General features: G+C 74.1%; 19 protein-coding genes. 4 read left to right on the forward strand and 15 right to left on the reverse strand.

Features of this window, described 5'->3' with window-relative positions; translation table 11 throughout:
• Positions 1 to 220: 220 nt before the first annotated feature.
• Together ADL22_RS25355 and ADL22_RS25360 are read left to right on the forward strand one after the other, a co-directional pair.
• Positions 221 to 706 (forward strand): ferritin-like domain-containing protein, encoded by a 486-nt coding sequence (locus ADL22_RS25355; RefSeq protein WP_066984291.1) that lies wholly within the window; start codon positions 221 to 223, stop codon positions 704 to 706.
• Positions 707 to 755: 49 nt separating this feature from the next.
• Positions 756 to 1,673, forward strand: coding sequence for an aminoglycoside phosphotransferase family protein (locus ADL22_RS25360; RefSeq protein ID WP_066984294.1), 918 nt, complete (start codon positions 756 to 758; stop codon positions 1,671 to 1,673).
• Between the two features lie 120 nt (positions 1,674 to 1,793).
• On the opposite strand, the gene ADL22_RS25365 is transcribed toward ADL22_RS25360, so the two are convergent.
• The 10 genes from ADL22_RS25365 to ADL22_RS25410 all read right to left on the reverse strand — a co-directional run bounded on the left by ADL22_RS25365 (position 1,794) and on the right by ADL22_RS25410 (position 18,173).
• Complete coding sequence (locus tag ADL22_RS25365; RefSeq protein ID WP_066984298.1) at positions 1,794 to 3,497, reverse strand: proline--tRNA ligase; 1,704 nt, start codon at positions 3,495 to 3,497, stop codon at positions 1,794 to 1,796.
• Positions 3,498 to 3,939: 442 nt separating this feature from the next.
• Positions 3,940 to 4,476, reverse strand: coding sequence for a GNAT family N-acetyltransferase (locus tag ADL22_RS25370; RefSeq protein WP_066984301.1), 537 nt, complete (start codon positions 4,474 to 4,476; stop codon positions 3,940 to 3,942).
• 24 nt (positions 4,477 to 4,500) lie between these two features.
• Complete coding sequence (locus ADL22_RS25375; RefSeq protein WP_066984304.1) at positions 4,501 to 5,346, reverse strand: GNAT family N-acetyltransferase; 846 nt, start codon at positions 5,344 to 5,346, stop codon at positions 4,501 to 4,503.
• Between the two features lie 654 nt (positions 5,347 to 6,000).
• Positions 6,001 to 7,158, reverse strand: a complete 1,158-nt coding sequence (gene ispG, locus ADL22_RS25380) for a flavodoxin-dependent (E)-4-hydroxy-3-methylbut-2-enyl-diphosphate synthase (protein WP_079064411.1) — start codon at positions 7,156 to 7,158, stop codon at positions 6,001 to 6,003.
• Positions 7,159 to 7,328: 170 nt separating this feature from the next.
• Positions 7,329 to 8,630, reverse strand: coding sequence for a M50 family metallopeptidase (locus ADL22_RS25385; protein WP_066984309.1), 1,302 nt, complete (start codon positions 8,628 to 8,630; stop codon positions 7,329 to 7,331).
• The gene (gene dxr, locus ADL22_RS25390) at positions 8,627 to 9,943 is read right to left on the reverse strand and encodes a 1-deoxy-D-xylulose-5-phosphate reductoisomerase (RefSeq protein ID WP_066984374.1); all 1,317 of its coding nucleotides are present in this window, start codon (positions 9,941 to 9,943) and stop codon (positions 8,627 to 8,629) included. The genes ADL22_RS25385 and dxr overlap by 4 nt, the downstream gene beginning before the upstream one ends.
• A gap of 111 nt (positions 9,944 to 10,054) precedes the next feature.
• Complete coding sequence (locus tag ADL22_RS25395) at positions 10,055 to 11,974, reverse strand: acyl-CoA dehydrogenase family protein (RefSeq protein ID WP_066984312.1); 1,920 nt, start codon at positions 11,972 to 11,974, stop codon at positions 10,055 to 10,057.
• A gap of 505 nt (positions 11,975 to 12,479) precedes the next feature.
• Positions 12,480 to 13,934 carry an aldehyde dehydrogenase family protein gene (locus ADL22_RS25400; RefSeq protein WP_066984315.1) on the reverse strand — a complete coding sequence of 485 codons (1,455 nt, stop codon included), beginning with the start codon at positions 13,932 to 13,934 and terminating at the stop codon, positions 12,480 to 12,482.
• Between the two features lie 178 nt (positions 13,935 to 14,112).
• A complete protein-coding gene (locus tag ADL22_RS25405) occupies positions 14,113 to 15,762 on the reverse strand; it encodes a PucR family transcriptional regulator (protein WP_066984318.1) in 1,650 nt (549 codons plus the stop codon).
• A gap of 233 nt (positions 15,763 to 15,995) precedes the next feature.
• Complete coding sequence (locus ADL22_RS25410; RefSeq protein WP_066984321.1) at positions 15,996 to 18,173, reverse strand: ATP-binding protein; 2,178 nt, start codon at positions 18,171 to 18,173, stop codon at positions 15,996 to 15,998.
• Between the two features lie 254 nt (positions 18,174 to 18,427).
• Between ADL22_RS25410 and gabT the strand changes: the two genes are divergently transcribed.
• Entirely contained in the window at positions 18,428 to 19,777 is a 1,350-nt protein-coding gene (gene gabT / locus ADL22_RS25415) for a 4-aminobutyrate--2-oxoglutarate transaminase (protein ID WP_066984324.1), read from the forward strand.
• A gap of 594 nt (positions 19,778 to 20,371) precedes the next feature.
• Positions 20,372 to 21,040: a phosphatase PAP2 family protein gene (locus ADL22_RS25420; RefSeq protein WP_234430852.1), complete on the forward strand. Its 669-nt coding sequence runs from the start codon at positions 20,372 to 20,374 to the stop codon at positions 21,038 to 21,040.
• Between the two features lie 42 nt (positions 21,041 to 21,082).
• Here the strand turns inward: ADL22_RS25420 and ADL22_RS25425 are convergent, their stop codons facing one another.
• The 5 genes from ADL22_RS25425 to ADL22_RS25445 all read right to left on the reverse strand — a co-directional run bounded on the left by ADL22_RS25425 (position 21,083) and on the right by ADL22_RS25445 (position 26,171).
• Positions 21,083 to 21,547 (reverse strand): hypothetical protein, encoded by a 465-nt coding sequence (locus tag ADL22_RS25425; RefSeq protein WP_066984327.1) that lies wholly within the window; start codon positions 21,545 to 21,547, stop codon positions 21,083 to 21,085.
• Positions 21,548 to 21,757: 210 nt separating this feature from the next.
• Positions 21,758 to 23,185: an NAD(P)/FAD-dependent oxidoreductase gene (locus tag ADL22_RS25430; protein WP_066984330.1), complete on the reverse strand. Its 1,428-nt coding sequence runs from the start codon at positions 23,183 to 23,185 to the stop codon at positions 21,758 to 21,760.
• Between the two features lie 15 nt (positions 23,186 to 23,200).
• Positions 23,201 to 24,070 carry an ABC transporter permease gene (locus tag ADL22_RS25435; protein WP_066984333.1) on the reverse strand — a complete coding sequence of 290 codons (870 nt, stop codon included), beginning with the start codon at positions 24,068 to 24,070 and terminating at the stop codon, positions 23,201 to 23,203.
• Complete coding sequence (locus ADL22_RS25440; RefSeq protein WP_066984336.1) at positions 24,070 to 25,011, reverse strand: ABC transporter permease; 942 nt, start codon at positions 25,009 to 25,011, stop codon at positions 24,070 to 24,072. Before ADL22_RS25440 ends, ADL22_RS25435 begins: the two co-directional genes overlap by 1 nt.
• Positions 25,008 to 26,171 (reverse strand): ABC transporter ATP-binding protein, encoded by a 1,164-nt coding sequence (locus ADL22_RS25445; protein WP_066984339.1) that lies wholly within the window; start codon positions 26,169 to 26,171, stop codon positions 25,008 to 25,010. Before ADL22_RS25445 ends, ADL22_RS25440 begins: the two co-directional genes overlap by 4 nt.
• Positions 26,172 to 26,184 lie beyond the last annotated feature (13 nt).

The following is a 26,184-nucleotide window of genomic DNA, read 5'->3' on the forward strand; positions in this document are numbered from 1 at the left end:
GGGGCGGAGGGGATGCCCCGGACCCCGCCCGCAGGATCTGGAGCGAACCGCGCGGCATTCCTCGCCGCACGTACCAGGGCCGCCCGCACCGAGGACGGGGGCCGGGGCAGCCCCTCCGCCGCCCACCACCGCCGCGTAGGCGAGGCCACCCCGACCCACACGGCGCGCAGCGACGCCGACGTGGGGCGGCCACGAACAACACCACCGAGAAAGACCCGGGATGACGACAACCACCCAGAGCCACCCCGAACTCCCCGCCCTCCAGGCCGCGTTGGCCGCTGAACACGCCGCCGTCTACGGCTACGGCGTCGTGGGCGGCCGCATCGGCCCCACCCGCCGCCCCGAGGCGCAGGGCGCCTACGACGCCCACCGGGCCCGCCGCGACGCCCTCCGCCGCACCGTCCGCGACCTCGGCGGCACCCCGCAGGCAGCAGCCGCCGCGTACGAGCTGCCGTTCCCCGTGCCGGACGCCGCCGCCGCGATCCGGCTCGCCGCCGAGCTGGAGGACCGGGTGGCGGCCGTCTACGCCGACCTCGTACGGGCCGCCGGCGGCACCCGCCGTACCGAGGCCGCGGCCGCGCTGCGCGAGGCGGCGGTGCGGGCGGTGCGCTGGCGCGGCAGCGGCGTAGCCTTCCCTGGGCTCGTGGAACGGGCCGCGGCGCCCGCTCCGCCGGGTGGCGCGGGTACGGATTCCGACGCGCTGTGAACGACCGGCCGCACCGCGGCCACTCCCCCACGAGAAGGACAGCTCAGGCATGGCAACGGCACCCATCGAACCGCCGCAACGACTGCGCAACGCGATCGGCGGCGATCCGGAGGGGCCCGCCGGGGCCTCCGCGGCATGGCTGGCGGCGCTCCCGGCGCTGGTCCGGGAATACCTGGACGCCTGGGAGCTGACCCTGGAGCGGGTGCACGAACCGGGCGGCCGCAGCAGCCTGGTGGCGTTCGTACGGCAGGCGGACGGGACGCCGGCGGCGCTGAAGTTCCCGGTGCCGGAGCGGCCCGCGGCGCTGGAGGCGGCGGCGCTGCGGGCCTGGGACGGCTGGGGCGCGGTGCGGCTGCTGCGGGCCGACGAGGCGCGCGGCGCGCTGCTGCTGGAGCGGTTGCAGGGCGCGGTGTCGCTGCGGTCGCTGCCGGAGGCCCGGGCGCTGCTGGAGGCGGCCGGCACGGTCCGGCGGCTGTGGGTGGCGCCGCCGGAGGGGCATCCGTTCGCGTCGGTGGCGGAGCGGACCGCGCGGGACGAGGCGGGGCTGCGGGCGGCGGCCGGCCGGACGGGCGCCGGGCCGCTGGTCGACGAGGCGCTGGAGCTGGGCCGGTCATTGCCGGCCGGGGCGGCGGAGGAGTACCTGCTGCACGGCGCGTTCCGGCAGGGCAAGGTGCTGGCCGGGGAGCGGGTGCCGTGGCTGGTGGTGGGCCCGTCGCCGCTGGTCGGTGAGCGGGCGTACGACCTGGCGCGGCTGGTGCTGGACCGGTTCGAGGACCTGCTGGCCGGGTCGGGGGCGGCCGCGGCGGCCCGCCGGCGGGTGGCGAAGCTGGCCGATTCCCTGGACGTGGACCGCGAGCGGCTGCGCGGCTGGACGCTGTACCGGGCGGTGCGCGGCGGCGTCCGCGAGGCCGCGACCGGCGATCGGCGGCGCGGCGAATCGCTGCTGGAGTTCGCGGCGGCGCTGTAGGTCCGCGGCGGGGCCCGGGGCTCAAGGGCGGCGGGGCGGCGGGGCCGCCGGGCCGCCGGGCCGTACGGCGAACGGGCCGGCCGAGGCACCCCGCCCCGGCCGGCCCGTTCGCCGTATGCGTCAGGCGCTGAGCCGCGCCACGGCCTCCGCGACCGTCAGCTCCTCGCGCTCACCCGTGCGCCGGTCCTTGACCTCGACCACGCCGTCACCGGCGCGCCGCCCCGCGACCACGATGGTCGGCACACCGATCAGCTCCGCGTCGGTGAACTTCACGCCGGGCGAGACGCCGGGCCGGTCGTCCACCAGCACCCGCAGGCCCGCGGCGCCGAGCTGCTCGGAGATCTCCAGGGCCAGCTCGGTCTGCTTGGCCTTGCCGGCCGCGACGACGTGCACATCGGCCGGCGCCACCTCGCGCGGCCAGCACAGCCCCTGCTCGTCGGCGTGCTGCTCGGCCAGCGCCGCGACCGCGCGCGAGACACCGATGCCGTACGAGCCCATGGTCACCCGGACCGGCTTGCCGTTCTGGCCGAGCACATCGAGCTGGAAGGCGTCGGCGTACTTGCGGCCCAGCTGGAAGATGTGGCCGATCTCGATGGCGCGGTCCAGCTTCAGGCCGGTGCCGCACTTCGGGCAGGGGTCGCCCTCCTGCACCACGACCACGTCGACGTACGCGTCGACCTCGAAGTCGCGGCCGGCGACGACGTTCTTGGCGTGCACGCCCTCCTTGTTGGCGCCGGTGATCCAGGCGGTGCCGGGGGCGACGCGCGGGTCGGCGAGGTACGTGACCTTCTCCAGGCCCTGCGGGCCGACGTAGCCGCGGACCAGGTCGTCGCGGCCGACGAAGTCCTCGGCGGTGACCAGCTCGACGGCGGCGGGCGCGAAGTGCGCCTCGACCTTGTCCATGTCGACCTCGCGGTCGCCGGGGACGCCCACCGCGACGATCTCGCCGTCGACCTTCACCAGGAGGTTCTTCAGCGTCGCGGAGGCCGGGACGCCGAGGTGCGCGGCGAGCGTCTCGATGGTCGGGGTGTCCGGCGTGGGGATCTCCTCGGCCGCGGGGACGCCGGCCGCGTCCACGGGCTGGAGGGCGTAGGTGATCGCCTCGGTGTTGGCGGCGTAGTCGCAGGCCGGGCAGTCGGCGAAGGTGTCCTCGCCGGCCGCGGCGGGCGCCAGGAACTCCTCGGACTTCGAACCGCCCATGGCGCCGGCGGTGGCGGCGCAGATGCGGTAGTCGAGGCCGAGGCGCTCGAAGATCCGCTGGTAGGCGGCGCGGTGCAGGGCGTAGGACTCGGCCAGGCCCTCGTCGGACAGGTCGAAGGAGTAGGAGTCCTTCATCTGGAACTCGCGGCCGCGCAGGATGCCGGCGCGCGGCCGGGCCTCGTCGCGGTACTTGGTCTGGATCTGGTACAGCACCACCGGCAGGTCCTTGTAGGACGTGCACTGGTCCTTCACCAGCTGGGTGAAGATCTCCTCGTGGGTGGGGCCGAGGAGGTAGTCGCCGCCCCGGCGGTCCTGGAGGCGGAACAGCTCGGCGCCGTACTCGTCCCAGCGGCCGGTCGCGTCGTACGGCTCCTTCGGCAGCAGGGCGGGCAGCAGGACCTCCTGGCCGCCGATGGCGTCCATCTCCTCGCGCACGATCCGCTCGACGTTGGCGAGGACCTTCTTGCCGAGCGGCAGCCAGGACCAGACACCGGCCGCGGTCCGGCGGACGTAGCCGGCGCGCACCAGCAGCTTGTGGCTGAGCACCTCGGCGTCGGCCGGGTCGTCGCGCAGGGTCTTGACCATCAAGCGGGACATGCGCTGGACCTGTGCGGCGTGGGCCATGGGAGTTTCTCCTGCGTAAGAAAAGTGACTCCTTGGAGGTTAGCCGCATGGGAGTCCCGCGTGAAAACGCGTATCGCTGCGCGGGGCTGCCGCGTACGTTGCCGGCGGTCCCGCCGTGGGGGGTTTTGCGCCTGCGGCGCGGAGCCGCTGCGCGGGGCTGGCTCCCCACGTTGTCGGCGTTCCCGCCGTGGGGGGTGTTTCGTGTGCGCCTGCGGCGCATCTGTTGCCGCTGCGCGGGGCTTTCGGGGGGCGGTGACGGGTCGGTGGGGTGAGGGGTGTCCGGACTGCTGTCGCTTTACGTCCGGACACCCCTCACCCCACCGACCCGTCACCTCCCGTGGGTGGGTGGTTTTCGGTGGGTGGGGGTGGCCGCTGTGGGCATCGGAAGGTCGGTGCCACCGGGAGGGCGTGCGTGTCCGACGGCCGTTGTCGGCCTGCGGCTCTACGGGCGCTTCAAGGGGAGCGGGGCGCCCATGACAGCGTAGGGGGTGGGGGCGCTGGGGAAGAGGACGCGGCGGGCGAGGTCCTCGTAGCCGAGGGAGTGGTAGAGGGCGCGGGCGGGGCTGTCGGTGTCGATGGCGGAGAGGATGCTGCGGGGTTCGGTGGCGCCGTCGGTGATGCGGGTGATCAGGGTGCGGCCGATGCCGCGGTTCTGGTACGCCGGGTGGACGTGGAGTTCGGTGATGACGAAGGAGTCGTCGAGCCAGTGGTCCAGGCCCTGGCAGCGCAGGTAGGGCTCGACGACGGTGGACCACCAGTGGGCGCGGTCGTTGGGCATGCCGTAGACGAAGCCGACGAGGCGTCCGGCGGGGGTGGTGGCGCCGAGGGCGCGGGCGCCGGGGCAGCCGAGGTGGCGGAGCACGATGTGGCGGCGGACGGCGATCTCGTCGTCGGAGAGGCCGAAGGCGAGGGCCTGCACGGCGAGCGCGTCGTCCACGCGGGCAGCGAGATCGAGGGGGCCGACCGCGACGTCATCCATGTTCGGAGCGTACAAGGCGGCGGCTCAGAACAGTACGCTCATGAACGCGCCGACTTCCTCGAAGCCGACTCTGCGGTAGGCCGCGCGGGCGGCGGTGTTGTAGTCGTTGACGTAGAGGCTGACGACCGGGGCGACGTCGCTGAGGGCGTAGCGGAGCACGGCGGCCATGCCCGTTTCGGACAGGCCCCGGCCGCGGTGGGCGGGGTCGACCCAGACGCCCTGGATCTGGCAGGCGAGCGGGGTGGCGGCGCCGATCTCGGCCTTGAAGACGACCTTGCCGTCCTCGAGGCGGGCGAAGGAGCGGCCGGCGCCGACGAGTTCGGCGACCCGCGCCTGGTAGAGCAGGCCGCCGTCGCCGGCGAGCGGCGAGATGCCGACCTCTTCGGTGAACATGGCCACGCAGGCCGGCATGATCAGGTCGAGTTCGTCCTTGCGGATCCGGCGGACGCGGGGGTCGGGGGCGATCTCGGTCGACGGGCGGCGGGTGACCATCAGGGGCTGGTGGGCGCGGATCTCGCGGGCCGGGCCCCAGTGCGGTTCCAGCAGGGACCACAGGGCGGCGGTGGGGCCGGCCGGGCCGACGACGGAGGAGCAGCGGCGGCCCTGGCGGCGGGCGCGTTCGGCGAAGGCGCGGACGGCTTCGGGGGTGGCGCAGACGGGGACGAGGTTGGCGCCGGCGTAGCAGAGGGATTCCAGCCGGCCGCCGGCGTACCAGCCCCACATCTCGCCGCCGAGCCGCCAGGGGTCGAGGCCGGCGACTTGGACGCGGGCGGCGACGAAGGCGTTGGCGACCGGTTCGCGGTCCAGGACCGCGAGGGCCTCGTCGAGGTCTCCCGGTTCGAGGACCTTGAGGGTGGTGGTCGTCAGCACGTGTCGGAATGCCTCACCGTTGCGGGGCCTGCCTGGAAGGCCGGGCGGTAGCGGGTCCTGGCACTGTACCTCCACCGGCCTGCACCTTCCCGGGGGCGGGTGGGGCTACGACGCCGGGACGGGCTGCGCTGCGGTACGCGGTGGGGCGGTGGGCCTCGCCGCCGGGTACGGCCGGGTGGGGGGCGCTTGGCGGGTGCGGGCCGGAGGTGGGGGGCCGGGGCGGCGGCGTACGGAGCGCGTGCCGGTACGGGCGTCGGTCGTTCCGGGTGCGAGCGTCCCGGCCGGTGGCCGTTCCGACGCCGCGCGCTTCGGGGTTCCCAGGGCGCGGGCGTGCCCGCGGCCCCCCGGGCCGCGTCCGCCCCCACGGCCGACGGATTATGAGTCCGCTGCTCTGACCGGTTGAGCTACCGCCCCTCACGGCGCCTCATGGTCGTGGCGTCATGGTCGTCCCATGGCGCGTGCGACCCCAGTCGCCCCTGGGCGGCGGATGACCGCGCGGGACCTTGTGAACGGGAGCGGGGCCGGGCGCAATAACGGGAGCGGGGCCGGGCGGGAATGCCGCCGCGGCCCCGGTGCGTTGGTGGCCCGCAGGGGGGCTTGCGGGCCCCTACGGGATCCGTTCGGGCGGGCCCTAAGGGTTCAGGGCCCGGAACGTCAGCCCGCCGCCGTGACGATGGGCTCGCCGGAGGTGATGCCGTCGGCTTCCATCTGGGCGGCGATCTTCATGGCCTCTTCGATGAGGGTCTCGACGATCTTCGACTCGGGGACGGTCTTGATGACCTCGCCCTTGACGAAGATCTGGCCCTTGCCGTTGCCGGAGGCGACGCCGAGGTCGGCCTCGCGGGCCTCGCCGGGGCCGTTGACGACGCAGCCCATGACGGCGACGCGGAGCGGCACCTCCATGCCCTCCAGGCCCGCGGTGACCTCGTCGGCGAGCTTGTAGACGTCGACCTGGGCGCGGCCGCAGGACGGGCAGGAGACGATCTCCAGGCGGCGCGGGCGGAGGTTGAGGGACTCCAGGATCTGGATGCCGACCTTGACCTCCTCGACCGGCGGCGCGGAGAGCGAGACCCGGATGGTGTCGCCGATGCCCTCGCTGAGCAGGGCGCCGAAGGCGACCGCCGACTTGATCGTGCCCTGGAACGCCGGGCCGGCCTCGGTGACGCCGAGGTGGAGGGGGTAGTCGCAGGCGGCGGCGAGCTGGCGGTAGGCGTTGACCATCACGACCGGGTCGTTGTGCTTGACCGAGATCTTGATGTCGCGGAAGCCGTGCTCCTCGAAGAGGGACGCCTCCCACAGCGCGGACTCGACCAGCGCCTCGGGGGTGGCCTTGCCGTACTTCTGGAGCAGCCGCCGGTCGAGCGAGCCGGCGTTGACGCCGATCCGGATCGGGGTGCCGGCGTCGGAGGCCGCCTTGGCGATCTCCTTGACCTTGTCGTCGAACTGCTTGATGTTGCCCGGGTTCACCCGCACCGCGGCGCAGCCGGCGTCGATCGCGGCGAAGACGTACTTGGGCTGGAAGTGGATGTCCGCGATCACCGGGATCTGGGACTTCTTGGCGATCACCGGGAGCGCGTCGGCGTCGTCCTGGGTCGGGCAGGCGACCCGGACGATCTGGCAGCCGGACGCGGTCAGCTCGGCGATCTGCTGGAGCGTGGCGCCGATGTCGGAGGTCCGCGTCGTCGTCATCGACTGCACCGAGACCGGTGCGTCTCCGCCCACGGCGACCGAACCGACCTGGATCTTGCGGCTGACCCGGCGGTCGGCGAGCTTGGTCGGTACGTCCGGCATTCCCAGTGCGATGGCAGTCATCTGGCGAGCAACCCCAAGGTGATGGATCAGGGCCCGGATTCGGCGGGCTTCCGGTCATCGAGACTACGGCACCGGCCTCTCCGGAGGCACATCGAACCCTTGCGCCCCTCGAAAGGGTGCGGCCGGGCACGCCCATACGGTCGTGGCGCGCCCGGCCGGCCGGGTCCGGCTCAGGTCAGCTTGACCGGGTTCACCACGTCGGCGACCAGCACCAGGAGGGTGAAGCAGATGAAGATCCCGGCGACGACGTAGGCGACCGGCATCAGCTTGGCGACGTCGAACGGGCCGGGGTCGGGGCGCCGGACGAGCCGGGCGGCGAACCGCCGCAGCGACTCCCACAGGGCGCCGGCGATATGGCCGCCGTCCAGCGGCAGCAGCGGCAGCATGTTGAACAGGAACAGCGAGAGGTTGAAGCCGGCGACGAGGGTGAGCATGGTCGCCACCCGCTGCTCCGGCGGGATGTGCAGGGAGAACACCTCGCCGCCGACCCGGGCCGCGCCGACCACGCCCATCGGGGAGTCCTGCTTGCGCTCGGCGCCGTTGAAGGCCGCGTTCCACAGGTCGGGGATCTTGCCGGGGACGTTTATCAGCGACTGGACGCCCTGCTGGACCATGGTGCCCATGCGGTCGACGGACTGGCCGAAGGACTGCTGGACGATGCCGCTGGCCGGGGTGAAGCCGAGGAAGCCGGCGGTGACGTACTGGCCGGGGACGTAGCCGCCGTGGCCGTCGGTGCGGGCGACCTTGTTCTCGATGAGGTCGGCGTGCAGGGTGACCTTGGCGCCGTGCCGTTCGACGGTGAGGGTGGCGGGGCCGGTGGTGCGCCGGATCCGGTCCTGGAGGGTGTTCCAGTCCGGGACGGGCCGGCCGTCGAACGCGGTGATCTTGTCGCCGGGGCGCAGGCCGGCCGCCTTGGCCGGGGAGTCCTTGGCGCCGGCCGGGCACTTGTCGGTCTTGGCGGAGGCCGCGATGACGCAGTCGGAGACCGAGCTGACCTGGGTGGTCTGGGTGTTGATGCCGAAGCCCATCAGCACGCCCATGAAGATCGCCACGGCCAGGACGAGGTTCATGAAGGGCCCGGCGAACATCACGATGACGCGCTTCCAGGGCTTGCGGGTGTAGAAGAGCCGGTGCTCGTCGCCGGGCTGGAGCTCCTCGAAGGCCGCCTCGCGGGCGTCCTCGATCATGCCGCGGAACGGGGAGGTGGAGCGGGCCTGGAGCCGGCCGTCGTCGCCGGGCGGGAACATGCCGATCATGCGGATGTAGCCGCCGAGCGGGATCGCCTTGACGCCGTACTCGGTGTCGCCCTTCGTGCGGGAGAAGAGCGTCGGTCCGAAGCCCACCATGTACTGCGGTACGCGGATGCCGAACATCTTGGCCGTGGTGAGGTGGCCGAGTTCGTGCCAGGCGATGGAGAAGAGCAGGCCGACGACGAAGACGACTATGCCGAGAATGGTCATCCAGGTCGTCATGCGCGGGCCTCCGAGGGTGTGCGTGCCGCCGCGGCGGCCAGTTCGCGGGCGCGGGCGCGCGCCCAGGTCTCGGCCTCGAGGACGTCCGCCACGGTGAGGGAGGTTCCGCCGCCGGTGTGCGGTCCGCCGTTCGGTGCCCTCACCACTCCGGACGCCAGTGCCTCGTCGACCACCGCTGCGACCGTATCGACAATCCCTGTGAACGGCAGCCCGCCCTTGAGGAACGCGGCGACGCACTCCTCGTTGGCGGCGTTGAAGACGGCGGGGGCGGTGCCACCGAGGCCGCCGACCCGGCAGGCCAGCGGGACGGAGGGGAAGGCGTCCTCGTCGAGGGGGAAGAAGTCCCAGCTCCGGGCGGTGGTCCAGTCGACGCCGGGGGCGGCGTCGGGGACCCGCTCGGGCCAGCCCAGGCCCAGCGCGATCGGCATCCGCATGTCGGGCGGGCTGGCCTGGGCGAGGGTGGAGCCGTCGGTGAACTCCACCATCGAGTGGACGTAGGACTGGGGGTGGACGACGACCTCGATGCGGTCGAAGGGGACGTCGAAGAGCAGGTGCGCCTCGATGACCTCCAGGCCCTTGTTGACCAGGGTGGCGGAGTTGATGGTGACGACCGGGCCCATCGACCAGGTGGGGTGGGCGAGCGCCTGCTCGGCGGTGACGCCGGCGAGTTCGGCGCGGCTGCGGCCGCGGAACGGGCCGCCGGAGGCGGTGACGACGAGCTTGCGGACCTCGGCGCGGGCGCCGCCGGCCAGCGCCTGGAAGAGCGCGGAGTGCTCGGAGTCGACGGGGATGATCTGGCCGGGCCGGGCCACGGCCTTGACCAGGGGGCCGCCGACGATCAGGGATTCCTTGTTGGCGAGGGCCAGGACCCGGCCGGCCTTCAGGGCGGCGAGGGTGGGGGCCAGGCCGATGGAGCCGGTGATGCCGTTGAGGACGGTGTGGCAGGGGGAGGCGGCCAGTTCGGTGGCCGCGTCGGGGCCGGCCAGGATCTCCGGCAGCGGCTCCCCCGCCCCGTAGCGCGCGGTCAGCGCCTCGCGGAGGGCGGGCACCGCCTCCTCCTGGAAGACCGCGACGGCGCCGACCCGCAGCCGGTGCGCCTGCTCGGCCAGCAGCGCGGTCCGGCCGCCGGCCGCGGCGAGCGCGGTGACCCGGAAGCGGCCGGGGTTGCGCAGCACGATGTCGATGGCCTGGGTGCCGATCGAGCCGGTCGAGCCGAGGATCACGATCTCCCGGGGGCCGGCCGGCTCACCGGAGGCGGAGCCGCCGGCGGCCGGCTCGAAGCGCAGGTGCGGATGGGCGAGGGTGTCCGTCATGCGGTCCATTGTGGCCGGTCGGCGGGGCGGGGCGGCCACCGAGGGCGGTCGCGCCCCGTACGGGGGACGGGCGGGGTGCCCGTACGGGGCGCGGCGGGCGGCCGGTGCCGTTCAGCGGAAGGGGCGGCGGGCGCTGTCCTTGGTGCTGCGGCCGGGGGTGGCGTCCGCGATCCAGGGGCCGTCGCCGCTGGGGTCGACGATGCCCTCCTCCAGCCAGGTGTAGCGGCCGCCGAGGACGCCGGAGACGACCTTGCGGTCCAGTTCGTCGGTGTTCGTCCACAGCCGGTGGAACAGCTCCTCGACGCGGATCCGGGCCTGGCGGCAGAAGGCGTCGGCGAGCTGGTACGCCTCGCGGCCGTGGCCGCCGGTGAGCCGCAGGTGCTCGGCGCGGACGCAGGCGGCGCTCATCGCGAACAGCTCGGCGCCGATGTCGACGATCCGGCCGAGGAAGCCCTGCTTGGTCTCCATCTTCCCCTGCCAGCGGGACATCGCGTAGAAGGTGGACCGGGCGAGCTTGCGGGAGGTCCGCTCGACGTACCGCAGATGGCCGGCGAGGTCGCCGAACTCCTGGTAGGTGCGCGGGAGTTGGCCGGGTCCGGCGACGAGCTTGGGCAGCCAGCGGGCGTAGAAGCCGCCGGCCTTCGCGGCGGCCCGGCCCTTGTCGGCGAGGGTCTTGTCGGGGTCGATGAGGTCGCCGGCGACGGAGAGGTGGGCGTCGACCGCCTCGCGGGCGATGAGCAGGTGCATGATCTCGGTGGAGCCCTCGAAGATGCGGTTGATGCGCATATCGCGGAGCATCTGCTCGGCGGGGACGGGGCGTTCGCCGCGGGCGGCGAGCGAGTCGGCGGTCTCGAAGCCGCGGCCGCCGCGGATCTGGACCAGTTCGTCGGCCATCCGCCAGCCCATCTCGGAGCCGTAGAGCTTGGCGAGGGCGGCCTCGATGCGGATGTCGTTGCGGTTCTCGTCGGCCATCTGGGAGGCGAGGTCGACGACCGCTTCGAGGGCGAAGGTGGTGGCGGCGATGAAGGAGATCTTGGCGCCGACCGCCTCGTGCCTGGCGATCGGGCGGCCCCACTGCTCGCGGGCGCCGGACCATTCGCGGGCGATCTTCAGGCACCACTTGCCGGTGCCGGCGCACATCGCGGGCAGCGAGAGCCGGCCGGTGTTGAGCGTGGTCAGGGCGATCTTCAGGCCGGCGCCCTCGGGGCCGATGCGGTTGGCGGCCGGGACGCGGACGCGGTGGAAGCGGGTGACACCGTTCTCCAGGCCGCGCAGGCCCATGAAGGCGTTGCGGTTCTCGACCGTGATGCCGGGGGCGTCGGCCTCGACGACGAACGCGGTGATCCCGCCCTTGTGGCCCTCGGAGGCGGGGACCCGGGCCATCACGACCAGCAGGTCGGCGACCACGCCGTTGGTGGTCCACAGCTTCACGCCGTCGAGGACGTACTCGTCCCCGTCGGGGACCGCGGTGGTGGCCAGGCGGGCCGGGTCGGAGCCGACGTCGGGCTCGGTGAGCAGGAACGCGGAGATGTCGGTACGGGCCAGGCGCGGCAGGAAGGTCTCCTTCTGCTCCTGGGTGCCGAAGAGTTTCAGCGGCTGCGGTACGCCGATCGACTGATGCGCGGAGAGCAGCGCGCCGATGGCCGGGCTGGCCGAGCCGGCCAGGGCCAGGGCGCGGTTGTAGTAGACCTGGGTGAGGCCGAGGCCGCCGTACTTGGGGTCGATCTTCATGCCGAGGGCGCCCAGTTCCTTCAGGCCGTGGACGGTCTCGTCCGGGATGCGGCCCTCCCGTTCGATGCGGGCGCCGTCGACCTCGTTCTCGCAGAACTCCCGCAGGGTGGCGAGGAACTTCTCGCCGCGCCGGACGTCCTCGACGTCAGGGGTGGGGTGCGGGTGGATGAGGTCGAGCCGGAAGCGCCCCAGGAACAGCTCCTTGGCGAAGCTGGGCTTGTGCCAGTCCTGTTCGCGGGCCGCCTCGGCGACCCGGCGCGCTTCGCGCTCGGAAACGTTGCGGATGGACGGAGCGGTCATCGGGAGCTCACCTCGCCGCGATCGGGAGTTCTGCCGGCGGGCCGGTCGGCCGCCGGGCAGTGCTACTTGTGAGAGTTACCCGATCTGTCGGGGTTGCACCAGCGGAGGCGGCGGCGCGGCCGGGCCGTCCCGGAGGCGCCGCGCCGGGCCGGAACCCGGCCTTCCGGGGGTGCGGCATACCGCGCTGGTTGTACGCCGCGGGCGGCACCTCCCCCCAGCGGTACGGCCCCGCATCCGCCTCGGTCAGGAGGAACCGGGGCGGAGCGGGGCCGTAGCGTCGTAGGGTCCGGACCGCCGGGGGGCGGTACCGGGCGCGAAGGGGGGCGCGGCGCGCTCCGGAAACAGGGTGCCGGAGCGCGCCGCGCGGGGGCCGGCGCCGGGGGGTGCGCCGGCCGGGGACCTGGCGGGCGGTACGGCCCAAGGGATGGCCGTCGCTGTCCACCGGGCCAGGCCGGTCGGGGGGCGGGGCGGGCCGGGGTGGCCGGCCCGCCGGATTCGCGGGGGCTTACAGGTCCAGTCCGGTGAGGACCAGCACCCGCTCGTAGGTGTAGTCCTCCATGGCGAAGCGGACGCCCTCGCGGCCGACGCCGGACTGCTTGACGCCGCCGTAGGGCATCTGGTCGGCGCGGAAGGACGGGACGTCGCCGATCACCACGCCGCCGACCTCCAGCGCGCGGTGGGCGCGGAAGGCGGTCTTGGCGTCGTGGGTGAAGACGCCGGCCTGGAGGCCGAACTTGGAGTCGTTGACGGCCGCGAACGCCGCGTCGATCCCGTCGACCTTCTGGAGGGTGAGGACCGGGCCGAAGACCTCCTCGGTGGCCAGGATGGCACCGGCCGGCACGTCCTCCAGGACGGTCGGGGCGTACGAGGCGCCGTCGCGCTTGCCGCCGGTCAGCAGTTTGGCGCCGCGCTCGACGGCGTCGTCCACCCAGGACTCCACGCGCTTGGCGGCGTCCTCGCTGACCAGCGGGCCGACCTCGGTGGCCTCGTCGGACGGGTCGCCGGTGACCTGGGCCTCGACCCGCTCGACGACCTTGGCGACCAGGCGGTCGTAGACCGAGGCGTCGGCGATGACCCGCTGCACCGAGATGCAGGACTGGCCGCCCTGGTAGTTGGCGAAGGTGGCGATGCGCTGGGCCGCCCAGTCCAGGTCCTGCTCGGAGGACCAGTCGGGCAGCACGACGGCCGCGCCGTTGCCGCCGAGCTCCAGGGTGCAGTGCTTGCGCGGCACCGAGTCGAGGATGGCGTAGCCGACCTTGTCGGAGCCGGTGAAGGAGATGACCGGCAGCCGCTCGTCCTGGACGAGGGCCTCCATGCGGTCGTTGGGGACCGGGAGGATCGACCAGGAGCCGGCGGGCAGGCCCGCGCCGGCCAGCAGCTCGCCGAGGATCAGGCCGGAGAGCGGGGTGGCCGGGGCCGGCTTGAGGATGATCGGGACGCCGGCGGCGATGGCCGGGGCGATCTTGTGGGCGCAGAGGTTCAGCGGGAAGTTGAACGGCGCGATGCCCAGGACCGTGCCGCGCGGGAAGCGGCGGGTCAGCGCGAGCCGGCCGGCGCCGCCCGCGTCGGTGTCCAGGCGCTGCGCCTCGCCCGCGTTGAAGCGGCGGGCCTCCTCGGCGGCGAAGCGGAAGACCGAGACGGCGCGGCCGACCTCGCCGCGCGCCCACTTCATGGGCTTGCCGTTCTCCGCGGAGATCAGCCGGGCGATCTCCTCGGTGCGCTCCACCAGGCCGCGCACCACGTGGTCGAGGGCGGCCGCCCGCACGTGGGCGGGGGTGGCGGCCAGTTCGTCCTGGACCGCGACGGAGGCGGCGACGGCCTCCTCGACCTGGGCCTCGGTGGGAACGCTCACCGTGCCGACGAGACGTCCGTCCCAGGGGGAGGTGACATCGAAGGTGGCCTCGCCGGTGGCCTCGCGGCCGGCGAGCCAGAAGGCGGTGGGGGCTGCAGTGTTCGGCACAGTGGATCCCGGGCCCTTCAGTGGTGGTGGGTGGTGCGTGCGGCTCAGGGAGCGGCGTGGCGGTTCTCTCCGCCCACCGTAGGGGTGCGGCGGGCTCCTGGCGCTTGTCCGAAGCGGCGCAATCCGCGGCGGCGCCTCTCCGGTGTGGAGTCCGCCGGGGCCTTGCCGGGCCCGGCGGTCACTCCCCCGGCTGCGCCGAGGTGGCCTTCAGGGCCAGCCACAGCTCCATCCGCACGTCCGGGTCGTCCAGCGAGCGGCCCAGGATCTCCTCGACGCGCCGCATGCGGTAGCGCAGGGTGTGGCGGTGGACGCCGAGGTCGGCGGCGGCCGCGTCCCACTGGCCGTGCCGGGCCAGCCAGGCGCGCAGGGACGCGACGAGGTCGCCGCGGCCGGTGGCGTCGTGCTCGCGCAGGGCGCGCAGCAGCCCGTCGGCGAAGGCCCGTACCGCGTCGTCGGCGAGCAGTGGCAGCACCGAGCCGGCCGCGACGTCCTCGTGCTCGACCAGGGCGCGGCCGCGGCGGCGGGCGACGGACAGGGCCTGTTCGGCCTGGCGGTAGGCGTGTGCGGCGGCCATCGGGCCGGTGGGCGCGGAGAGGCCGGCGGCCAGGCCCTCGGTGTCGCGCTCGCCGGCGCCCTCGCGGGCGGTCCGGCCGCGGGGGCGGGGGCGGTCGGCGGCCCGGGCCTCGGTGGCGGCGGCGAAGGCGGTACAGGCCGCGGCGGCTGCTCCGCCGTCGGTGACCAGGACGATCAGCCGGCCGCCGTCCGGGACGGCGAGCACCGCCTCGCCGGTGCGGGCGGCGGCGGACTCCATGGCGTCGGCGAGGGCGTCCAGGACGGCGGCCGGGGTCCCGCCGGCGGGTGCGGACGGCTGGTCGTCGGCGCCCACCGCCTCGGCGACCACCACCCGGAACGGGGCGTCCAGCAGACCGCCGTAGAGCCGGCCGGCCACCGCGCGGGCGTGGTCCGGCTCGCCGGCCAGCAGCATCTTCAGCACCGCGTCGCCCAGCCGCTGCTCGGCGTCCTGGAGCGCGCGGGAGCGTTCGGTGGTCAGGGTCAGCAGGGCGACGGCGGAATGCACCGCGTACCGCTCGGCGGTGCCCAGGGGCGCGCCGGTGCCGACGGCGAGCACACCGCGGGCCCGGCGGCCGGTGCCCAGGGACTGCAGCTCGACCCGGTCGTCGCCGTCGGTGTCGCTGACGACGGAGCTGGCGGGCGCGGGCCGCTCGCGCAGCCGCGCCACGTCGTCGGCGAGCCGGGCGGCCCGGCGCGCGGCCCATTCGGGGGCGGCGGCGACCACCGCGCCGGAGGCGTCGTAGAGCGCGGCCCAGCCGTTCAGGTGCGCGGCGAGCCGGGCCAGCAGCTCGCTGGGGCCCTCGGCGCCGAGCGCGGCCCGGGTCAGCTCGCGCTGCGCCTCGAAGCCGGCGGTCACCGCGCGGTACTGGTCGGCGGCGACGGCCGCGGAGACGGCCTTGCTGATCGCGATGAACGGCGTCCGGCGCGGCACCCCGAGCAGCGGCAGGCGGTGCCGGCGGGCCGCCTCGACCAGGGCCTCGGGCGCCTCCTCGTAGTTCACCCCGACGGCGAAGCCCAGCCCGACGACCCCGGCGCCGGCGACCCGCCGCACGTACCGGTCCGCGGCCTCCGGGTCCTCGGCGTCCAGCTTCAGCGCGGTGATCAGCAGCAGCTCGCCGCCCTCCATGTACGGGACGGGGTCGATCAGCTCGCTGGAGTGCGCCCAGCGCACCGGGACGTCCAGCCGGTCCTCGCCCGCGAGCACGGTCAGCTTGAGCGCGGTGTGGTTGACCAGGGAGGCGAGGGTGTGCGGCATGGGACCTTCGGTGGCTGCGGCGGACGGCACGTGCGCGACCGGCGGCCGGGCCCTGCTGCCGGCTCCCGCCGGGCGTCCCGCCGATCGTCCGCGCCGCCCGCGTGAACGGCGGGCGCGTACGCCGTCCCGTATGAACGGCTGGTCTCGATTCTGCCTCAACGGAGGGTTTCCGGGACACCTCCCACGCACCGGCCCCGCCGGCCCTTCCGGGGGCCGGCGGCCGGGCGGCACCGTCAGGACCGCAGATCGACCAGCACGGGCGGCGCGTGCTCGCCCTCGACGGTGGTGAGGGAGAGGACGGCGTGGCCCGCCGGAAGGGCGTTGGCCAGGTCGGAGGCGGACCAGCGTTCGCGTTCGACGGTGCGGACGGTGACCGCCTTGGACGTGGCGGCCTTGCCGGTGACCAGCTGGCGGACCAGGTGGACCGCCTTCATACCGGCGCCGTGCGCGATGATCTGCCGGTCCGTCACATCGCGGGTCTCCACCCACTCCTTCCCCCACACCTCGGCGAACGGCGCGCCGTCCCAGGGCGTGACGCCCGCGAACGCCATCCGGCAGCCGACCGCGCCGAGCAGCGGGCTGCGCAGCGACTCCGGCACGTCGTCCAGGGAGCGCAGGGTCAGCACCGCGCCGGCGTTGGCCGAGCGCAGCCGCTGGAGGCCGCGCAGCGCCTCGGCGGTGATGGTGTGCGCGGCGTCGTCGAGGACCAGGCAGGCGAACAGCGACCGGTCGGAGCGGGCCACCGCGCACTCGGTGAACTGGGCCAGGACGAGCCGGGCCAGGATCCGGGACGCCTCGGCGTGGCCGCGTTCGGGAAGCTCGATACGGACCCGGAGGGGGTGGTCCAGGGCGCGCAGCGAGACCTGGCGGGTGGCGCCCGCGGGGTCGAAGAAGGCGGCGAAGGCGGGGCGGTCGAGCAGGGCGATCCGGTCCGCGAGCAGCAGGCCGACGTCGCCGGGGCGCTCGGACTGGCGGGCCCGGGCGTCCAGTTCGCGCAGCAGGGTGGTGTCGCCGGCGGCCTCCAGGGCGGTCCGCAGCGCGGCCACCGCCCCCGGCGCCCCGTCCAGGAGTTCGCGCAGTTCGGGGACGGCCGGGAAGCGGCCGTGGGCGGCGCGGAACGGGCCGAGCAGCTGGGCCAGGGCGGTCGCGGCGCGCCGGCTGTCGCCGCCGGGGAGCTGCGCGGCGAGGTCGCCGACCAGGGCCTCGGCGAGGATCCCGGCGGCCTCGTCGGGGTCGGTGGTGCCGCCGTAGAGGTCGAGGTCGCACTCCGGGTCAGGGCGGCCGATCCGGACCACCACGTCGAACGCGTCGTCCGGCACGGGCGCGGCGCCGGCCGGCCCGACCGCGATCACGGCGCACTGCCCGGCCAGCGCTTGGAGGCACATCGCCTCGACGACCGGGCGGACGAGCCGGGTGGTCTTGCCGCTCCCGGCGGGCCCCACGGCGAGCAGTGAGGTGCCCAGCACCCGCGGCTCCAGGGCGCAGCCGCTGCCCCGGTGGCGGTAGGGGTTGCGGGGGTGGTCGGCGGCGGTGCCGATCCTGACCTGGTGGGCGAGCAGATCGTGCGCGGCGGTGCGGCGGGCCAGGTCGCGCTGCCCGGACGGGTGGGCGCAGGCCGCGGCGCCGTGGCGCAGGACGGTGTCGGTGAAGGACGCCAGGGAGTTCCGGCCGGCGCGCACCGAGGCCCAGGCGCGCCGGATGCGGGCCACGTCCACGTCGTTCATCAGGCCCGCGCGGACCTCGGCGGTGAGCTTGTCGGCGGCGTCGGGGGCGCCGTGCGTCCGGAGTTCGGGCCACTGGGCGGGGTCGGCGGCCGGTTCCGGCGCGGGGGCGGGGGTCCGGTCGCGCAGGCGGCGCAGGAGCGGGCCCAGGACCCGGCGGGCCAGCTCGGGCCAGCGGCCTAGGCGGCCGAAGAAGAGGGCGATGCCGAGGATCCACAGCCCGTAATAGGCATTGCTGACGATCAGGTACGCCGTGTGGTCCCCGGGCGTGCGCGCCGCGGCCCAGGAATCCGGGCGCAGCAGTTGCAGCGGCCAATACCAGTAAGGGCCCAGATACCCGTTCCACAGCAGCGACCACAGCAGCCACCCGCACAGGAACGAGATCACCGCCCCGCTGATCAGCTGCCGCAGGGGCGCCCGCTCCGGCTCCTTCTCGGCCCGCGGCCGGTGCCCGTACGTCCAGACGCCGGGCGGGGCGGCGGGGCGGGGCGTGCGCAGCCAGGTCAGCAGCGGCGACCGGTCCCCGGCGGCCGGCGGGGCGGGCGGCGCGGCCGGTACGGGCGGCGGTGCGGCGGGCCGCGGCGGGGCGGGCGGCACCGCCGGGCGCGGTACGGCGGGGTCGGGGCGCCGCTCCGCGGACGGCGGGGGTGCGGCGGTGTGCTGTGCGTCCTGCGTGCCCTCGGTGTCCATCGGGTGCCCCTTGTCCCCCTTGAGACGTGGCCGGGCGCGGCGGTTCGCCGGCCTGTCGTTGTCGTGCCCGCGCCGGCACGCCGTGCCGGGCGTGCCGCCGCTCAATTTACTGGCCGCGCACCCTGGCTATGTCCGGTGCGGACAACGCAACACGCGCACTTCTCCCGAACGGAACATGCCAGACCCGCCCCACCGCCCCTAACCTGCGAGAACAAGACCTCTGTACGTCCGTGTTCCACCCCCAGGAGACTGTCATGACCGAACTGTCCGGAGGACCCGCCCTCCCCCAGGAGCGTCGCGTCGTCACCGCGATCCCCGGCCCCAAGTCCCAGGAGCTGTGGGCGCGCAAGCAGGAGACCGTCGCCGCGGGTGTCGGCGCGGTCCTGCCCGTCTTCGTCAAGCGCGCGGGCGGCGGTGTCCTGGAGGACGTGGACGGCAACTCGCTGATCGACTTCGGTTCCGGTATCGCGGTGACCTCGGTCGGCAACAGCGCGGAGGCGGTCGTCCGCCGCGCCGTCGCGCAGCTCGCGGACTTCACCCACACCTGTGCGATGGTCACGCCGTACGAGCCCTACGTCGAGGTCTGCGAGCAGCTCGCCGAGCTGACGCCGGGCGACCACCAGAAGAAGTCGGCGCTGTTCAACTCGGGCGCCGAGGCGGTCGAGAACGCCGTCAAGATCGCGCGGGCGTACACCAAGCGCCAGGCGGTCGTGGTGTTCGACCACGGCTACCACGGCCGGACGAACCTCACGATGGCGCTGACCGCGAAGAACATGCCGTACAAGCACGGTTTCGGCCCGTTCGCGCCCGAGGTCTACCGCGTGCCGCTGGCCTACCCCTACCGCTGGCTGACCGGCCCGGAGAACTGCGCGCAGGAGGCCGCCGAGCAGGTCATCACGCAGATCACCAAGCAGATCGGCGCGGAGAACGTCGCGGCGATCATCATCGAGCCGGTGCTCGGCGAGGGCGGCTTCATCGAGCCGGCCAAGGGCTTCCTGCCGGCCATCGTGAACTTCGCGAAGGAGAACGGCATCGTCTTCGTCGCGGACGAGATCCAGTCCGGCTTCTGCCGCACCGGCCAGTGGTTCGCGTGCGAGGACGAGGGCATCGTGCCGGACCTCATCACGACCGCCAAGGGCATCGCCGGCGGTCTGCCGCTGGCGGCGGTGACCGGCCGCGCCGAGATCATGGACGCCGCGCACGCGGGCGGCCTGGGCGGCACCTACGGCGGCAACCCGGTGGCCTGCGCCGCCGCGCTCGGCTCCATCGAGACCATGCGCGAGCTGGACCTGAACGCCAAGGCCAAGCGCATCGAGGAGGTCATGAAGGGCCGCCTCACCGCGATGCAGGAGAAGTTCGACATCATCGGCGAGGTCCGCGGCCGCGGCGCGATGATCGCGATCGAGCTGGTCAAGTCCGGTTCCAAGGACCCGAACCCGGAGGCCACCTCGGCGCTCGCCAAGGCGTGCCACCAGGAGGGCCTGCTGGTCCTGACCACCGGTACGTTCGGCAATGTGCTGCGCTTCCTGCCGCCGCTGGTCATCGGCGAGGACCTGCTGAACGAGGGCCTGGACATCCTGGAGACGGCGTTCGGGCAGCTCTGAGCGAGCCCGCGGTTCCGAGGGAGCCCGCCGGTTCCGAGTGACGGCCGGTTCCGAGGGAGTTCCCGGCGGCCCGGGTGGCACGGCCTTTGCGCCTGCCGCCCGGGCCGCGCCCGTTCCGGTGTCCGTTCCGGTGTCCGTTCCGCCGGCCGTCGCGCCCGGCCCGACGCGCGTGAAGAAGATGTGCGGGGGCAATGGCGGGCACGTGAGGTGGCTTACGGGGCGCGCCCTCGGTGCCGTACCGTTTCGGCAGATGAGAGAAACACCCGCCCGCAGGGGACTGCGGACGGCGCCCGGTCGGCGCCTGCCCGGCTTCGACCTGGCCGTGCCTCGCGCACACCCACCGGGGACCCTGGCACTGGACACCCCGGGACGCCTCACCGATCGGCTGTCCGCCCGCCCCAGACCCCCCGGGGCGCGCGGCACACCGGTCCACCCGGCCGCTCCGGAACCACCCCCCCTGTTCCGGAGCGGCCGCTTTTTTGCGTCTGGCGACGGTTTACGCCCCGGGGGCGAGTTGTGTCCGGCGGAAGCCCGGTGATGAGGTGGGGCGGGCCAGGCGGCTTGACGACGGAAGGCGGGGCGAGGTGGGGGGGCGTGCGGGGCGGACGATGGCGCCGGCGGTGGTACGCGGTCGTGGCGGCGGTCAGCGCGCTGCTCTTCGCGCTGCTGACCTGGCAGGTCGCGGCGCACGGCGCGGTGCGCGGGGCCGATGAGCGGCTGGGGCGCGCGGTGGCGGCGAGCGCCGTGCCCGGGGCGCTCGCCCAGTTCCTCGCGGACCTCGGCAACACGGTCGTGGCGCTGCCGGTGCTGCTGGCCGCGGCGGGGTGGACGCTGTGGCGGACCCGGCGCGGGGCGGGCCGCCGGTGGCTGCCGCCGCTCGCCGCGCTCGGCGCCCTCGCCGCCGTGCCCGCGCTGGTCGTCCCGGTCAAGGCGTGGCTGGACCGGCCGGGGCCGGCCCGGATGGCCGGTGCGCACGAGGGGTTCTTCCCCTCGGGGCACGGGGCGACGGCGGCCGTGGCGTACGGGCTGGTGGCGCTGCTGCTGGTCCGCGCGCACCCGGTACGGCGGGCCGGCGCGACGGCGGCCGCCGCGGCGGCCGGGCTGGTCATCGCGGGCGTCGGCGTGGGGCTGGTGCGGCAGGGCTACCACTGGCCGCTGGACGTGCTCGCCTCCTGGTGCCTGGCCGGGGTCCTGCTGCCCCTGTGGTGCGCGGTGTGCGAGCGGTGGGCGGGCCGGAACGGACAGCCCGAAATCGGCATCTGACATAGCGTCAAAACCCCAGCCCAGCAGGCCCGTTGAGCGGGCTCACCGCCACCGGCGGGTCCTCCGGGCGCCGGCCGCCACCGCCGCGTGCAGGGCCCGTTCCAGCGCGGCCGGGTCGGTGAGCGTGCCGGAGCCGTCCGGCGGGACCAGCCAGCGCACCCCGCCGGTGGCCCGCCCGGGGTACGGCACCACGATCCAGGTGCCGGGGCCGGCCGCGCGGACGCCGGTGGCCAGCCAGTGCGCGGCGGTCCCGGTCGGGACGAGGAAGCCCGTCCGGGCGTCCCGGAAGTCCGACAGCACCGGTCCCGGACGGTACGCCTCGCGCGCCAGCAGCGCCAGCGCGGGGTGGCCGAGGGCCCCCTCGACGATCAGGACGTCCCAGCGGCGGCCGGCCTCCAGCAGCGCCACTCCGAGCGGGTTGCGTTCCCATGCGCGGCGGCAGGCCGCCGGATCCGGTGCGGCCGACGCCAGCCAGTCCACCGGGTCGTGCACCCCCGTGGCGGTCATCCGATCCCTCCCTCTTCCGGCCCCGGGCGGGCCGTGTCACCAGGAGAGAAGGGGGTGCGGCGAGATCCTTACACGGGTCGGCGGGGGTTTTTCCGCACCCCGGCGGCCGGAGCGCCCCGAGGGACGCCCCGCGCCCAAAGCCCAGGAGCGGGCGGCTCCCCCAGCCCGCCCGCTCCACAACCCCCAGAGGCCCCACAGGCCCCGGCGAGGTCAGCTGTCGAACCCCAGCCCCACCTTGTCCATCGCCTTCAGCCACAGGTTGCGCCGGCCGCCGTTCTCGTCGGCGCGGGTCATCGACCACTGGGTGATGCCGATGCCCAGCGACCGGACCGGCTCGGGCGGGAACGGCAGCGGTTTGCTGCGCACCATCTCCAGCTCGGTCCGCTCGGTGCGCTCCCCCGCCAGCAGGTCCAGCATCACCTCGGCGCCGAAGCGGGTGGCGCCGACGCCGAGCCCGGTGTAGCCGAGCGCGTAGGCGGTCCGGCCGCCGTGCGCCGTGCCGAAGAAGGCGGAGAAGCGGGCGCAGGTGTCGATCGCGCCGCCCCAGGTGTGGGTGAAGCGCAGCCCCTCCAGCTGCGGGAAGCAGGTGAAGAAGTGGTGCGCGAGCTTCCGGTACGTCGCCGGGTTCTGGTCGTACTCGGCGCGGACGCCGCCGCCGTAGCGGTAGACGATGTCGTAGCCGCCCCACAGGATGCGGTTGTCGGCGGTGATCCGGAAGTAGTGGAAGTGGTTGGCGCTGTCGCTCAGGCCCGGCCGGTTCTTCCAGCCGATCGCGGCGAGCTGGTCGGCGCTGAGCGGCTCGGTCATCAGCGCGTAGTCGTAGACCGGCGCGATGAACGGGCGGACCCGCTTGACCAGCGACGGGAAGGCGTTGGTGGCCAGCGCCGCGTGCCGGGCGAAGACCCGGCCGTAGGGGGTGCGGACGGCGATGCCGGGGCCGCGCGAGGACAGGTCGGTGCCCGGGGTGTGCTCGTAGATCCGCACGCCGAGCGAGAGGCAGGCGCGCTTGAGGCCCCAGGCGAGCTTGGCGGGGTGGACCATGGCGACGCCGGTGCGGTCCCACAGGCCGGCGAGGAAGGTCGGCGAGTCGACCTCGGCGCGCACCGCGTCCCGGTCGAGGAACTCCTGGCCGCCCAGGCCGAGCCGCTCGGCCTCCTCGGCCATCTCGCGGAGCTCGGCGACCTGGTGCGGGGCGGTGGCGACGTCGATCTCGCCGGTGCGCTCGAAATCGCAGTCGATGCCGTAGCGGGCGACCGCGTCCTCGATGGCGTCGAGGTTGCGGGCGCCCAGCTCCTCCAGCTTGGCCAGCTCGCCGGGCCAGCGGGCCAGGCCGTTGCCGAGCCCGTGGGTGAGGGAGGCGGCGCAGAAGCCGCCGTTGCGGCCGGAGGCGGCCCAGCCGATCTCCTGGCCCTCGATGAGGACGACATCGCGCTGCGGATCGCGTTCCTTGGCGAGCAGCGCGGTCCACAGCCCGGAGTAGCCGCCGCCGACGACCAGCAGGTCGCAGCTCTCGTCGCCGACGAGGGCGGGCTCGGCGGCCGGCCGGGCCGGGTCCGCCAGCCAGAACGGCGTGGGGGCGGCGTCGGCCAGCGCGCGGACGGGGGAGGCCCCCGAGGTCTTCATGGCAGCTCGTGCCATGCTTCTCAGCTCCTCTTAGCTGCGTTTGCGGCGCTTGCCGGCCAGCTGGCCGGCGAGCACACAGAGGACGGCGATCAGGAACATCGCCGTACCGATGACATTGATCTGAACGGGTGTGCCCCGCTGTGCCGATCCCCAGACGAACATGGGAAAGGTCACGGTGGAGCCGGCATTGAAGTTGGTGATGATGAAGTCGTCGAAGGAGAGCGCGAAGGAGAGCAGCGCGCCGGCGGCGATGCCGGGCGCGGCGATCGGCAGGGTGACCCGCAGGAAGGTCTGCGCCGGGGAGGCGTAGAGGTCCTGCGCGGCCTGTTCGAGCCGGGGGTCCATGCTCATCACGCGGGCCTTGACGGCGGTGACGACGAAGCTCAGGCAGAACATGATGTGCGCGATGAGGATCGTCCAGAAGCCGAACTGGATCCCCATGTTGAGGAAGAGGGTGGCCAGCGAGGCGGCCATGACGACCTCGGGCATCGCCATCGGCAGGAAGATCAGGGTGTTGACGGAGGCCCGGGCGCGGAAGCGGTAGCGGGCCAGCGCGAACGCGATCATGGTGCCGAGGACGGTCGCGCCGACGGTCGCCCAGACGGCTATCTCCAGGCTCAGCGCCAGCGAACCGCACATGTCGGCGACACCGCACGGGTCGGTCCAGGCGTCGGTGGAGAAGCGCGTCCACTGGTAGTTGAAGCGGCCGTTGGGCTTGTTGAACGAGAAGACCATCACCACGACGTTGGGCAGGATCAGGTAGGCCAGGGTGGCCAGGCCCGCCAGGGTGACGAGGTTGCGGCGCAGCCAGCGCAGCCCCTTGCCGGGGGTGCGGCGGGGCGCGGGCGCGGGGGCCGGGGCAGCGGCCGGGGCCTTCGCGGGGGTGTCGGTGGCCGCCATCAGACCAGGTCCTCCGTCCCGGACTTGCGGATGTAGAGCGTGACCATGGCGAGGATGGCCGCCATGAGGATGAAGGAGAGCGCGGCGGCGGTCGGGTAGTCCAGGACCCGCAGGAACTGCGACTGGATGACGTTGCCGATCATCTTCTGGTCGGTGGAGCCCAGCAGTTCGGCGTTGATGTAGTCGCCGGCGGCCGGGATGAAGGTCAGCAGGGTGCCGGCCACGACGCCGGGCATGGACAGCGGGAAGGTGACCCGGCGGAAGGTGGTGACCGGGCGGGCGTAGAGGTCGCCGGCGGCCTCGTGCAGCCGCGGGTCGATGCGCTCCAGCGAGGTGTAGAGCGGCAGGACCATGAACGGCAGGAAGTTGTAGGTCAGTCCGCAGACCACCGCCAGCGGGGTGGCCAGCACCCGGTGCCCCTCGGTGATGCCCAGGGCGCTGGTGAGGTCCAGGATGTGCAGCGCGTTCAGCGCGCCGACCACCGGGCCGCCGTCGGCCAGGATCGTCTTCCAGGCCAGCGTGCGGATCAGGAAGCTGGTGAAGAACGGGGCGATGACCAGGATCATCAGGACGTTCCGCCAGCGCCCGGCCTTGAGGGCGATGAGGTAGGCCAGCGGGTAGCCGAGCAGCAGGCACAGCGCGGTGGCGACCGCGGCGTAGGCCACCGAGCGGACGAACTGCGGCCAGTATTCGGCCAGCGCGTCCCAGTAGGTGGCGAGGTGCCAGGTGACCTTGAAGCCCTCTTCGAGGGAGCCGGTCTGCAGCGAGGTGGACGCCTGGTAGACCAGCGGCGCGGCGAAGAAGACGATCAGCCAGAGGATGCCGGGCAGCAGCAGCCAGTAGGGGACCAGCCGCTTGCGGGCCGGGGTCCTGCGCAGCGGCGGGGCCTCGTCGGCGGGCTCCTCGTCCGGTGGTGCGGGGAGGGCAGCGGTGGCGGTCATGCGGCCTCCTCGCCGGGGTCCGCGCCGGCGGCGATGTCCTGTTCGGCGTCGAGGCCGAAGGTGTGCTCGGGCTTCCAGTGCAGAACGGTTTCGGCGCCGGGCACCAGGCGGCCGTCCCGCCCGAGGTTCTGCTCGTAGACGGCGAGCTCGCCGACGCCGGGGACGTCGATGACGTACTGGGTGGAGACGCCGATGAAGCTGGCGTCCCGGACCCGGCCGGTGAGGCGGTTGTGGCCGGCGGGGATCTCCCCGGCGTCGTCGGCGTGCGCCAGGGCGACCTTCTCGGGGCGGACGCCGGCCAGCACCTTGCCGCCCGCGCGGGCTTCGGTGCGACATCGCCCGGCGGGCAGCCGGAGGGTGGCGCCGCCGGCCGTGAGCACGAGTTCCTCGCCGCCGGCCGCGGTGACCTCGGCGGCGATGAGGTTGGAGGTGCCCAGGAAGTTGGCGACGAAGGTGGTGCCGGGGTTCTCGTACAACTCGGCGGGCGCGCCGAGCTGTTCGACCCGGCCGCCGTTCATCACGGCCACGGTGTCGGCCATCGTCATGGCCTCCTCCTGGTCGTGGGTGACGTGCACGAAGGTGATGCCGACCTCGGTCTGGATGCGCTTGAGCTCCAGCTGCATCTGGCGGCGCAGCTTGAGGTCGAGGGCGCCCAGCGGCTCGTCGAGCAGCAGCACCTCGGGGTGGTTGATCAGGGCGCGGGCGACCGCGACGCGCTGCTGCTGGCCGCCGGAGAGCTGCTGCGGCTTGCGGCGGGCCATCGGGCCGAGCTGGACGAGGTCGAGCATCTCGCCGACCTGCTTGGCGACCGACTTGATACCGCGGCGGCGCAGGCCGAAGGCGACGTTCTCGAAGATGTCCAGGTGCGGGAAGAGCGCGTAGTTCTGGAAGACGGTGTTGACCTGGCGCTTGTAGGGCGGCAGGGCGGTGACGTCCTGGCCGGCGAGTTCGACGGTGCCGGTGGTGGGCTCCTCCAGGCCGGCGATCATGCGCAGGGTGGTGGTCTTGCCGCAGCCCGAGGCGCCCAGCAGCGCGAAGAACGAGCCGGCGGGGATGGTGAGGTCCAGCGGGTGGACGGCGGTGAAGGAACCGTAGGTCTTGCTGATCCCGCGGAGGCGGACGTCGCCGCCGCTGCTCCGGGGGGTCTCGGTCTGGGTCATAGGGGTCGTCCCG

The sequence above is a fragment of the Streptomyces sp. NRRL F-4489 genome, assembly GCF_001509485.1.
Taxonomy (GTDB): domain Bacteria; phylum Actinomycetota; class Actinomycetes; order Streptomycetales; family Streptomycetaceae; genus Streptomyces.